The sequence below is a fragment of the Aquirufa novilacunae genome, assembly GCF_045310505.1.
GTDB classification, from domain to species: domain Bacteria; phylum Bacteroidota; class Bacteroidia; order Cytophagales; family Spirosomataceae; genus Aquirufa; species Aquirufa novilacunae.
Window position 1 is genome coordinate 127641 of the sequence record NZ_JBEWZG010000002.1, and the last position, 12229, is coordinate 139869.

Here is a 12229-nt window from a genome sequence, read left to right on the forward strand (position 1 = left end):
CCTTATGCAACAATGGATATGTAATCAGCCGGGAACGATGAGCCTGCAAGAGGTCGAAATGCCTCAGCGCCAGGCGGGATTTTCTCTGCTACGCGTTCTCAGAATCGGTATCTGCGGAACGGATATTCATGCCTTCGCGGGCAACCAGCCCTTCTTTCAATACCCCCGCATTTTAGGTCACGAGCTGGCGGTGGAAATCGTGGAATCTGATACCTACGAAAAGGGCGAATTAGCGACGATTATCCCTTATTTTAATTGCGCAACATGTGGAGCTTGCGAGGCGGGAAAGTCGAATTGCTGTGAGAATATCCAGGTTTTTGGGGTGCATATTGATGGGGGAATGCGGGAGTTTATCGTCGTCGAAGATCGCTATATATTACCTGGGAATGGCCTTTCTGCGGAGGAACTGGCACTGGTCGAGCCTTTGGCGATAGCGGCGCATGGGCTTCGTAGGGCTGCGTTAAATCCTGGCGAAAAGGTCCTTGTGATGGGTGCCGGGCCGATCGGTTTGTTTACTGTTTTACTTGCCAAAATTCAAGGGGCTAGCGTCGAGGTTTTGGAACCCAATCCTTCTCGCTTGCAATTTTGCCTGGATAATATAGGCGTTTCTAAGGCCTCCGCGGCTTCTTATACGATCGTCATCGATGCGACCGGGAATCTACAAGCCATCGAATCAGGTTTCGCTCAACTAGCTCATGGGGGAAAATACGTATTGATAGGTTTGCAAAAACAGGCGATCTCTTTTTCACATCCTGAATTTCACAAACGAGAGGCGACCTTGATGAGTAGTCGCAATGCAACTGTTGAAGATTTCGATTATGTGATGGATATATTCCGTTCTGGGAAGATGGAGGCGGGGATGTTTATCAGCCACTGTTTTGGCAAAAATCAAGTACTTGATATTTTTACAAAAATTAACGCTCCGGGCTCACAGGTAATCAAATCGATGATTACTTTAGCAGAATGAAACCACTACTACTATTATTTTGCTTAAGCCTAGTCGCTTGCAAATCGCAAGAGGTCTTGCCAGAAAACTGCTATAAAGGACGCCTTGCACTTAAAGGCATTTGCAATAATTACGTGATCGAATTAGTCGAAGGCACAATAGACACGTCGCGGCTCGAAGCCCAATGGAAAAATCCAGATACGGGGAAATTCTATACAAATGCCTTTGCGCTATCAAATCCCTGCGCGTTGCCTGTGAGTCTTAAAGAAGGCGATGAATTCTTTTTCAAACTTGATTCTACACAACTGACCGCTGATTGCATTACTTGCAAAGCCTATTCTCCCACTCCAAGGAAGTCGCTTCCTGTCTCGGTTTGCCCTTAATTGACCTTGAAATTTGTGATTTCATAGCCTATTTCCTCGTCTGCCATTTGCTGGGAGAAATCGAAAAATACGCTCGTCGGGTAGCCGTAGGTAGGGTTGAAATTTAACGTTTTTTGGTAGGGATTTTTATCCACATTCGTCTTGATGATTTGCAATAATTCTGGGATGGTCGGTATCGAACCGTAACGTTCCGCCGCATTATAGGGCGCGCCATTCACTGTGGTAATTTTACCATTTTGAACCACTACCTGATGCGGGCCCACATATTCCAAAGGACAGAAACAAACCCTTTTGAAGGAAAAAGAATAATTCACAATTTTCTTTTCGTTCCAAAGATTCAGGTTCGTCGAAGCGTCATCCAGTGGCTCCACGGTTCTGCAACCCGCTAAAATCAAACAAAATAGAACGAGGATTCTGTACATTATAGTGTTAAACGAGTGAATAGGCCCACATTATCCTTTTCCATCTTCATAGGACCATAATAGTCAAAATTTGCCCCTAGACCTACCGTGAATTTGCCTTTCGTAATTCCGGCACGAAGCATTAAGGCACTGCGTGCGTGAGTTCCTTCGCTTAAACTAGAGACATGCAAAATTTGGGCTTTGGAATAAAAGGCAAGATCCTTCGAAATAGCAGGTTTAAATTCCACGATTCCGATGGTTGAAATGGCTTTCGAAGGCTGGAGGTTGATGTTTGGGTTTAATAAAAATAACCAAGTACGATTCGCCTTAAAATACTGCAAGCCTACCTGAGGGACTAAGCCTAATTTATAATGCCATTCCGCACCTGCCGTCGCTCGGATATTCCCAAAAAGCGCGTAGGTCAAGTTATTCACAATCACCAATTCCGTCTCCGAAGCAGTATTCGAATAATCCACCATCCCCGTACTCAAATTGAAATAACTCAACTTTCCATCCGCAGACACTGGGCGATTTAACACACCAATAAACTGAACGCGGTTATTCCCAAAAGTCGCTTCCACAGGAATGGGCGGAGCGGGCATGGCGGGAGCATGATCCTGACCAAAAACAACTATTGAGCAGAAAAGTAAAATGGTGAATGGTAAATGGTGAATGGTAGCTGAAAGTCTCATAAAAAATAGTAAAATAACCACGCAATTACCCCGCCTATCGCTAACCAAAGCAATCCGTTCGTGCGCTTTTTCTTTAAAAATAATAACAAAATTAAGCCCGTTACCGAGATTATAATCATAAAAATGGCAGAAAAATCGATGACCCAAGACCAGGCTTTGCCGGTATCGCGGCCTTTGTGCAAGTCATTGATCACAGCAATGATGCCCATCTTCGTTTCCGTCACTTCATAGGAGCCATCGGCGCGGTTTATGAAGAAGTCTGCGGTGTAGCCGGGACCTTGAAAAGAAATGGAAATCTCTTCTTCGTCGATTCTGAAATCGTTCAATTGTCCTTTGATGCTGTGGTTTGTTCGAAGTTGTTCGACGATTTCGAGTTTGGGGATTTTGGCTGTATCCGAAACAGACACCCATTTCGCATTGACTGCGCCTTTTAACTCAGAAACTACCGTGCTCTCCGGAAACCAATCTACGTGATTTAACGTCAAACCCGTTACCGAAAAAAACAACACAATGATGAAACTGAACATCGATAAATAGATGTGCAGCCATCTCGACCAGGTGGCTAAATCCCTCATATTACTTTGCTTTATAACTTAATGAAGCGGCGGTCATCTCTTCTCCTCCTGGCAATACTTGGTTTTTCGACTTGCCATCAAACTTCATCTCCTGCTTAATTAATTGGTATGTTCCGTGCTCGCGAGCTGCCTCAATAAACACGGTATATTTGCCCAAAGGTACATATTCCCCCGCATCATTCTTACCATCCCACACCAAAGTATACTCTCCAGACGGACGCGTCGCACCTGTCACCGAAGCCACATCAAACTCCGCTTCTCTCTTCGCCGCAAACCAAGAACGCAAATCCGGCAACCATCGAGGCTTATTATACCATACCGCAATACGTCTCACCGGCTTGTGCTTTTCATCCTCAATCCAAACAGCCACAAAAGGACGTCTTGCCCTGCCTTCAAAGCGAGCTAACTCGAACTTAATGTCCAACGACTGACCCGCCGTCCACGTTTTTTCCTTCACATTCACTAAACTGATGGCAGACTTCTCAGTAGAGGTCGCTGGCCAGTTTTCACTTCTATATTCCGCCCCCTCTTTGTCCACGATTAAATACGATGCCTCTGGATACTGCGCCGCCAAATCAATCGAAGCCGCCACTCCTAACACATTAAACGCCGTCGCCAAAGCACCCGCTGTCACCGCATCCTCATGAGCAACCGTCGCTGAAATGACTTCCGAAGCAGGTTCTGCCGTCCGCGGATCCATGATGTGCGAATAAGATACCCCATCGATTTCAGTTCCTCTGCGGTAATCGCCCGATGTCGCCACCGCCTTATTATTCACTTGTAAATAGGCTAAGGGCTCAGCGTTCTCCCCCGAATTTCTCGGATTCGACACCCCAATTTTTTCCGTCCAATCTCCTTTCACCACAAAATCACCCCCTATATTCAGCACGACTCCAGCTACACCCTCTTCTTTCATGGCCTCTGAGGCCACTTTCTCCATTACATAAGATTTAGTAAAACTATGTAATTTCAATTCTGTATCTGTTAAACGGGTTGCTCCACTTTCATCTACAGACCAATGTGGCTGGTTTACCTCCGCCACCGCATTTGCGCGCGCTTCCACAGAAGGAACCTCAGATCTCCATAATTGTGAAATATGTTCCGATGCCGCATTTAATGCACCATCTGTTTTTGCATTCCACTCATCAAAATGCTGCAAGACTTCGCGTAATTCGGAAGAGATTTCAACGGATTCGCCGCGTGTACTAAGCCAGTTAGAAAATTCGGAAGAGCCATGAGCCGAGAGAATTTCGTTCAAGCGGTTAATCTCCGCTAACACTTTCGCTTCAGCTAGGCAAGCAGATACCTCTGAATTTGCGATAATTTTCAAATCCAATGATGTACCTAATACGTTATCAAAATGGGCGCTTAATAAGCCGTTAGAAGACGCCGAAGGCGATAGGCTTAAAAGACTTAAGGCGATTGAATTGATCATAGGGTTGTTATTTAGTTCACAATATTGAAAAATAAACCGTTTAGAAGCGTGAATTTTGAGATAAAGCGTTGAGATTTGTAGATAAATCAGGGAATAAAATGAAAATCGAAATCTGGAGTGATATCATGTGTCCGTTTTGTTACATAGGTAAAAGGCATTTGGAAAAAGCCTTAGAAACATTCCCAGGAAAGGACGACGTAGAAATCGAATGGAAGAGTTTCCAATTAGATCCCACTATCCCAATGGATTTAGGAGAGGAAACAAGTGTATATGACTATTTAGCGGCGCGCAAAGGTATTTCTCTTGAGCAAGTCAAAGGTATGCACGAACGAGTTTCTGAAATGGCGGAAGCGGTGGGTTTACACTACGATTTTGATCAGGCCAAAGTCGCTAATTCCCTGAAATCCCACCACCTCATCCAATACGCGAAAGACCAGGGCAAAGGCGATGCCATCGAAGAGCGTTTGTTTCAAGCCTATTTTATGGAAGGCAAAAACCTGGCTCAAGATGACGCATTGGTGGAATGTGGTGAAGCTGTAGGACTAGAACGCGAGGGAATTCTGAATGCCTTGCAAGACGAGAATTATGCTTATCGGGTTAAACAAGATATTCAAGAAGGAGAAAATCTGGGCGTACGAGGAGTTCCCTTCTTTGTTTTTGACAGAAAATACGGCATCTCCGGTGCTGAACCTATTGAAGTGTTTACGAAAACCTTAATGCAAACGGCTGCAGAATGAAAAACCTCCTCCTACTCTTATTAATACTTGCCAGCCTACTGGCAAAAGCCCAGGAATCCACCACCTACGTGAACGTCGCGTTGAAAAACGGGAATTCCGTGTCTGGTCAGTTGCTACATAAGTCCGATGCGGAGGTGTCTATATTAACCACAGACCTCGGGACTGTGATGTTACCTTGGTCCGCCATCGAATCGGTAAATGTCATCTCAAAACAGGAGATCCATCAGTTTGCGAATCCGCAACCGACGCGCTATTTCTTCGCTCCTTCTGCTATCCCGCTAAAGAAAGGGGATAAATATTACCAGAATGCCTACTTCTTGTTGAATTCCATACAAGCTGGGTTGAGCGACCATTTTTCTTTCGGAGGTGGAGTGTTTGTTCCATTTGCCTTATTTATCACGCCTAAAATCGGTTACCAAGTGGCTCCTAAAGTCCACGTAGGGGGTGGCCTATTGTTTGCGACGTCACTGATTCGGGACTTTAATTTTGGGGTGGGAACGGTGTATGGTTCGTTCACTTACGGTACGAATGAGCACAATTTTACGGTGAATGCGGGCTTGGGTGCAGTAAATGAGAATACCGGTCTAGGCAGCAATGACTACCAATGGAAGTTTGCGAGCAAGCCCATGTTTACGATTTCTGGGATGACACGTATTTCTAAAAGAGTGCTTTTGATGACCGAAAACTGGATTTTTTCAACTAAAACCGTGAATTATGACAGTGGAACTGGCCAATACGTGAACACCGTTTCAGCATACAATGGTTTGCTTTCAGCCGGTGCTCGTATTGTAGGTCGTCGGTATGCATTCGATGTAGGTTTGCTGAGCCCGACAAGTTCGGAATTCTCGGCCATCCCCTACATCGCCTGCAACATTAAATTCTAAAGGCTCTTTAAGTACGCAATACTGATAGGCACAAATTGCTCTTCTTGGTTACTTTCGTCTTCGATGAAGCAATGCTCGATGCCGTTCTTCTTCGCTAGTTTGATGATGGCTTTCCAATTACCTTGTCCTGTTCCCACTGGGACGTCATTTTCAGCTGGAGTTCCGCCGGTTAAGTCGCCCGCCACGCCTTTGCGCAGATCTTTCACGTGCATCAGCTTAAAGCGAGTTGGGTATTTCTTCAACAATTTTTCCGGCATATCAGCGCCTCCGCCGTGCATCGTCCACAAAACATCCATTTCGAAAGAAACGTATTCCGGATTGGTGTTTTGAATGATGTAATCTAAAAGGGTTTCATTTTTGCCAAACGGCTGGAACTCATAGCCATGGTCATGGTAACACAGGGTTAACCCGTTTTCCTTGAACTTTTTACCAGCTTCATTGAATAAGGCTACTGCTTTCTCCGCTTCTTCCAAAGTAAAGCCTCCGCGTACTTTGTGAGGAATCCAAGCGCACATCACGAATTTCGCGCCTAAGATTTTTGCCTTTGCGATGGCTTCCGCAGGATTTGCAAGTTCATCATAACCTACGCCTGTGGAGGGAACGCTGATGCCGCGGTCTGCGCACATTTGCTTGAATTGTTCTGGGGTTTGGCCTTTTTGAGCCCCCCCTTCGATTTCCGTGATCCCCATAGATTGAATGAGATCGAGAGTTTTCGCTACGTCTTTGGGAAACTGATTACGGAAGGTATACGCTTGAACACCAATCGGATAGGTGTATAATTTCTGGGCTTGTACAAAAGCAGGCAAAGCTAGCAAGCCAATCATTAACAATTGTTTAATTTTCATAAGTTTAGGTTTTGTGTAAAAATGACTTTTTTTTGTGAATTATTTAAGAATCGAAAAAAAATATTTTCAGATGGCCATCTCCTACATCCCGCAACCAAAAATCACTTGTCAGGATTTCATCAATATCTTGGACAGGTCTACTTTGGGCCTTCGCCGTCCATTAGCTGATGTAGAGGCGATGGAACTAATGTTTCAGCACGGCAACGTGTATGTGGGCGCCTATGATGGAGATAAATTAGTGGGTTTAGCGCGCGTAATGACCGATTTTGTGTTTACAAGCTACCTTTCTGACCTCGCGATTGATGAGGCCTACCAGCACCAAGGTATAGGTAAACAGCTGATAAAAGAGGTGAAGCATTTTATTCCCAGAGCAAAAATCATCCTATTAGCAGCTCCCGCTGCAGAACAATATTATCCGAAAATTGGGATGCAAAATCACGCCCATTGCTATGTCTTAGACCAGGTGGATGAATTGAAATAGTTTGGAATTTTCTTTGATTTTCAAACATTCTGTGCTTTTTTTCGGTTTGAAAACCAAATAATGATTTGGCAATCAACAAATAACCCAAATTAATTCTATCATTTTTTAACCCAATTTTTGCAAAATTCATCGCTTATGAAAACAAAAATTACTAGCCTTTTGACACTAGTTTTAGTGTTCATGATGCAGGTATCGTTCGCCCAGAAAGCAACGAAAACTGTAACAGGTACAGTAGCAGATGAGAATGGCGCACCTTTAGTGGGCGCATCTGTTATTGTAAATGGAACAAAAACGGGAACTAACACAGACAAGTCTGGAAAGTTCTCTATTGCGGCCGCTGATGGCCAAAGTTTAACATTCAGCTTCGTAGGTTACAACAAATCTACGGTCGCTGTAACCAGTGCCACTTCATCTGTTCAAGTAGCATTAACATCTGACAACACGTTAGATGAGGTTATCGTAACGTCCTACAGCACGTCTACAAAACAATCTTTTACAGGTACGGCGAAGGTCGTAGATGCAAAAAACATCGAGCGTAAAAACTTCTCGAACATCTCTAAGGGATTAGCGGGTGAGGCTGCCGGTGTGACTGTTATCAACTCCTCAGGTCAACCAGGTACTTCTGCTGCGATTCGTATTCGTGGTATCGGTACTGTTAATGGTAGCCGTGGCCCACTTTACGTATTAGACGGTGTGCCTTTTGAAGGAAACATTAACTCGATTAACCCAGGTGATATCGAAAACACAACGATCTTAAAAGATGCGGCTGCAACAGCGATCTACGGTTCTCGTGGAGCGAATGGTGTAGTGGTAATCAACACTAAGAAAGGTAGCAAGACAGGTGACGCAGTGATTGAACTAGAATTAAAGTCTGGTCAAAACATGAGCTTACTACCTCGTTATTCTACGATCCGTAACCCTGAGCAATACATCGGTTTGACTTGGGAAGGTTGGTATAATAGAGGCGTTGCTTTAGCTAACGCAAACCCTACGGCTTATGCAAACACCAACTTGTTTGCTAACATGCCTAACTACAACATGTGGACAGTTCCTGCGGCTCAATTAATTAACCCAGCAACGAGAGAAGTAAATCCAGGTGTACAACGTCGTTATATCCCAGAAAATTGGGCTGATTTTGCATTCCAAAACTCAAACCGTAACGAAGCAAACTTGAAAATCTCAGGTGGTAACAGCAAAACACGATACTTCGCATCATACGGTGCTTTAGAAGACGTGGGTTACTCAGTTAACACAGATTACAAGCGTTATTCTACTCGTTTGAACTTAACTCACAATCCGAAGTCTTGGTTAAGCTCGACTACGAACATTGGTTACTCCTACGGTGTAACAAACAACCCAGGTCAATCATCTGATTCAGGTTCAGTATTCTGGTTTGTGGATAACTTGCCACCGATCTATCCTTTGTTCTTACATGATAACACTACTTCACAATACGTACGTGATCCATACTACAATGGATACCAATACGATTACGGTGTAGGTCGTGGTTTCGGTGCATTAACAAACTCGATCGCAGATGCGAAATTAGGTATTCGTAACACGAAGTCACATGACATCAACGCAGCGACTTCCTTGAATATCCAAATCACAGAAGGATTATCATTAGAGAACAAATTAGGTTTACAGTACGCTAACTCTTCTTTAGATAACCAAAACAACCCATTCTATGGTCCTAACGCAGGTCAAGGCGGTTATATCTACAAGCAAAAGACAGAGACATTAAACTACAACTTGTTAAACTTATTACGTTACAAGAAGTCATTCAACTTAAACAACTTTGAAGCATTCGTAGCACACGAGAGCTATGCGAACGAAATTAAGTACATGTGGGCTTCGATGTACAAGTTAGTCATGCCAGATGGTGTTGAATTTAACAATGCGGTAATTTCAAACCCTCCACAGTCTTACCTAAACAACTACTCATTAGAGTCGTATTTCGGTCAATTAAGTTATGACTACGATGGAAAATACTTCTTATCTGCTACGGTAAGACGTGACGGATCGTCTCGTTTCTTGAAAAACAAATGGGGTGATTTCGGTTCAGTGGGTGCTGCTTGGTTAGTGTCGAAGGAAGCTTTCATGGAAAACGTTCCAGTGATTAAAGATTTGAAATTAAAGGCTTCTTACGGTTTAATCGGAGAGCAAGGTGGTATCGGTCTTTATCCTGGATATGACTTATTCCAAGTTCAAAACTTGAACTCTAACATCTCTTTATCATTCGTTTCAAAGGGTAATCCAGATTTAACATGGGAGATTTCGAAGCAAATGCAGGTAGGTGCTGAATTCAAATTAGGCAAATTCGCTGATGTGGCGATTGATTACTACACAAAGACAACAGATAACTTGATCTTTGATCGCCGTGTAGGACCTTCCGTAGGTTATGCTTCACTTCGTGTAAACGATGGTGCTTTACGTAATACAGGTCTAGAATTTGATATCACAGCACACTTATTGCAAACGAAGAAGAACTACTTAGACTTGACTATCAATGGTGAGATGATCGAAAACAGAATGCTTCGTTTACCGATCGATCCAGCAACGGGTAAAGAGAAAATCATCGACATCGATGGTATCTATGGTAGAGCAGTAGGTCACTCAATCTTCGATTTCTATACTCGTGAGTTCGCTGGTGTTAACCCAGAGACGGGTGTTTCTGAATGGAATGTATACTGGGCAGACGCCAATGGTGACAATGTTCGCCAAGCGTCAGAGAACATCAAGTCAATGGCTGATTTCGAAGCAACAGCTACGGCAGAAACGATGAAAACGGTGAAGGTTTCTCGTACAGCAACCTATGCTGACGGTACAACGAAGTTTATCAACAAATCTCCATTCCCTAAAGTAAGAGGTGCATTTACTTTAAATGGTGGATTAGGTAATTTTGATATTAGCGCTCAATTCCTTTACAGCTTAGGCGGATACGCTTATGATGGTGCTTATGCTAACTTGATGAACTCTGGTGGTGCTGCGGGTGGTAACAACTACCACACAGACATCTTAGCTAGATGGCAAAAAGCGGGTCAAGCAACTGACGTACCTCGTTTATCTGCAGGACAAGATGCAAACGTTAACTCTGCATCAACACGTTTCATTACGAAATCGGATTTCTTAACGTTAAATAATATTCAAATCGGATACAAGGTTCCTAGCAAATTCTTCACGAATAGCCCAATTTCAGGTGTCTACATCTGGGTGTCAGGTGATAACTTATTCTTAGCTTCGGCTAGAAATGGTTTCAACCCAAGTTCTGCTGAAACAGGAAGCTCCGATCAATATCGTTACTCTCCATTGTCTACCTTGACTGCAGGCTTACGAGTTAAGTTTTAATTTTTTAAACGAAATAGAAAGATGAAAACAGTATATAAATTTTTATTTGCGGCTGTCCTAATGGGAACAGTTAGTTGTAAAGAAGAATTTTTGCAGACAGAACCGACGGAATTGATTTCAGCAAATCAAATCGCTGAGGCGTCTGCTTTAAATCCAAGTTTGCAATCTGCGAACGTAGCAGGTATTTACGCAACAATGTATGGTGCGGGTACGGGCGGTACGACGGGTCACGATGACTTTGGTCATAAATCTTACGATATGTATGGAGATTTATTATCAGGTGATATGGCCTTAACTTCGGTTATTTACGGCTGGTTCAGAACGATTACGGAATTCCAAACAACAGTAGATTATACGTTCCAAGATAACTACCAAGTATGGCGTTTCTACTACCGCTTGATCTTTGCTGCTAACACAGTTATCGATGGTTTAGGCGGTAGCGATGCGATTCCAGCAACAGCGGCAGGTCGTTGGTACATGGGACAAGCGAAAGCAATGCGTGCCTTCTCTTATTTCTACTTAGCTCAGTATTTCCAAAACGAATACAACCCTTCGGAGAAAATTTTACCATTGTACAAAAACACCGTAGATCCTAACTTGCCTAAGAGCACTGCAGCGGATGTATATGCCTTAATGGTAAAAGACTTAACAGATGCGCAAACTTTATTAGCTGACTTTAACCGCGCTAATAAGTCTGAAGTGAACGCTGCTGTAGCGAAAGGTATGTTAGCGTATGTTCACGGTGCGATGGGTAACAACGCAGCGATGAAAACAGTTACGGCTGATGTCATCTCTACAGGTGGTTTCAAAATCATGACAGCTGCTGAAGTAACAGGTGGTTTTAACAACCTAGGTACTAGCCAGTGGATGTGGGGTGTAGATATCACAGTAGATTCTAAGCTTAACTTGATCTCTTGGTGGGGACAAATGGACCTTTATACGTATTCTTACGCTTGGGCGGGAGATATCAAGGGTATGGATAAGGCCCTTTATGATGCCATCCCAGCAACTGACGTTAGAAAGGCTCAATTCTCTGCTGCTAATAAGTTAGCTCCAATCGGTAAGTTCTACCACCCGAACAAAGTGATCGGTGGTCAAAGAACAATCGACGCGGATTATATCTACATGCGTGTGGAAGAGATGTACTTGTTAAATGCTGAAGCTTGTGCTAAAACAGGTGACGAGGCAGGTGCAAGAAAGTCTTTAAAAGCGATCATGGCGCTACGTGTTCCTGATGCATCTTACATCGATGCATTAACAGGTAAAGCCTTGTTAGATGAGATTTACTTACAGACTCGTATTGAGCTTTGGGGTGAAGGAAAGTCATACTTATCATTGAAGAGAAACAAAGGGATAGTGAACCGTGGTACTAACCACTTGAAGTTCGTCGCGACTCCAATTCCTTCGAATGATACACGTTTAACTTTCAAGATTCCAATCGAAGAAGTTCAAAACAACCCGAACTTGAATAAGTAATTCAGTTCGAATAGTAAAAAGCCGCT

The 12229-nt window shown here is 43.5% G+C and carries 12 protein-coding genes; 7 read left to right on the top strand and 5 right to left on the bottom strand.

Translation table 11 applies throughout. From position 1 onward, the window contains the following. Window positions 1-4 precede the first annotated feature (4 nt). Complete coding sequence (locus V7S74_RS05730; RefSeq protein WP_406777815.1) at window positions 5-967, top strand: zinc-binding alcohol dehydrogenase family protein; 963 nt, start codon at window positions 5-7, stop codon at window positions 965-967. Beyond that, on the top strand, window positions 964-1329 hold the full coding sequence (locus tag V7S74_RS05735) for a hypothetical protein (protein ID WP_406777816.1): 366 nt from the start codon (window positions 964-966) through the stop codon (window positions 1327-1329). The genes V7S74_RS05730 and V7S74_RS05735 overlap by 4 nt, the downstream gene beginning before the upstream one ends. On the opposite strand, the gene V7S74_RS05740 is transcribed toward V7S74_RS05735, so the two are convergent. From V7S74_RS05740 to V7S74_RS05755, 4 genes are read right to left on the bottom strand one after another with little or no spacing between them, the layout of a single operon-like run. After that, on the bottom strand, window positions 1326-1751 hold the full coding sequence (locus V7S74_RS05740; protein WP_406777817.1) for a DUF6174 domain-containing protein: 426 nt from the start codon (window positions 1749-1751) through the stop codon (window positions 1326-1328). The genes V7S74_RS05735 and V7S74_RS05740 overlap by 4 nt on opposite strands. Continuing rightward, complete coding sequence (locus tag V7S74_RS05745; RefSeq protein ID WP_406777818.1) at window positions 1751-2422, bottom strand: hypothetical protein; 672 nt, start codon at window positions 2420-2422, stop codon at window positions 1751-1753. Before V7S74_RS05745 ends, V7S74_RS05740 begins: the two co-directional genes overlap by 1 nt. After that, entirely contained in the window at window positions 2419-2997 is a 579-nt protein-coding gene (locus V7S74_RS05750; RefSeq protein WP_406777819.1) for a PepSY-associated TM helix domain-containing protein, read from the bottom strand. Before V7S74_RS05750 ends, V7S74_RS05745 begins: the two co-directional genes overlap by 4 nt. Window position 2998: 1 nt before the next feature. Then, window positions 2999-4432 (bottom strand): DUF2271 domain-containing protein, encoded by a 1434-nt coding sequence (locus V7S74_RS05755; protein WP_406777820.1) that lies wholly within the window; start codon window positions 4430-4432, stop codon window positions 2999-3001. A 98-nt stretch (window positions 4433-4530) separates the two neighbouring features. Between V7S74_RS05755 and V7S74_RS05760 the strand changes: the two genes are divergently transcribed. Beyond that, entirely contained in the window at window positions 4531-5169 is a 639-nt protein-coding gene (locus tag V7S74_RS05760; RefSeq protein WP_406777821.1) for a DsbA family oxidoreductase, read from the top strand. After that, window positions 5166-6053 (top strand): hypothetical protein, encoded by an 888-nt coding sequence (locus V7S74_RS05765; protein WP_406777822.1) that lies wholly within the window; start codon window positions 5166-5168, stop codon window positions 6051-6053. Before V7S74_RS05760 ends, V7S74_RS05765 begins: the two co-directional genes overlap by 4 nt. Here the strand turns inward: V7S74_RS05765 and V7S74_RS05770 are convergent. Further along, window positions 6050-6898 (bottom strand): sugar phosphate isomerase/epimerase family protein, encoded by an 849-nt coding sequence (locus tag V7S74_RS05770; RefSeq protein ID WP_406777823.1) that lies wholly within the window; start codon window positions 6896-6898, stop codon window positions 6050-6052. The genes V7S74_RS05765 and V7S74_RS05770 overlap by 4 nt on opposite strands. Before the next feature lie 70 nt (window positions 6899-6968). Between V7S74_RS05770 and V7S74_RS05775 the strand changes: the two genes are divergently transcribed. The 3 genes from V7S74_RS05775 to V7S74_RS05785 all read left to right on the top strand — a co-directional run bounded on the left by V7S74_RS05775 (window position 6969) and on the right by V7S74_RS05785 (window position 12203). Continuing rightward, window positions 6969-7379, top strand: a complete 411-nt coding sequence (locus V7S74_RS05775) for a GNAT family N-acetyltransferase (protein ID WP_406777824.1) — start codon at window positions 6969-6971, stop codon at window positions 7377-7379. A 135-nt stretch (window positions 7380-7514) separates the two neighbouring features. Then, on the top strand, window positions 7515-10727 hold the full coding sequence (locus V7S74_RS05780; protein ID WP_406777825.1) for a SusC/RagA family TonB-linked outer membrane protein: 3213 nt from the start codon (window positions 7515-7517) through the stop codon (window positions 10725-10727). Window positions 10728-10748: 21 nt separating this feature from the next. After that, window positions 10749-12203 carry a RagB/SusD family nutrient uptake outer membrane protein gene (locus tag V7S74_RS05785; protein ID WP_406777826.1) on the top strand — a complete coding sequence of 485 codons (1455 nt, stop codon included), beginning with the start codon at window positions 10749-10751 and terminating at the stop codon, window positions 12201-12203. The last annotated feature ends 26 nt before the right edge of the window (window positions 12204-12229 follow it).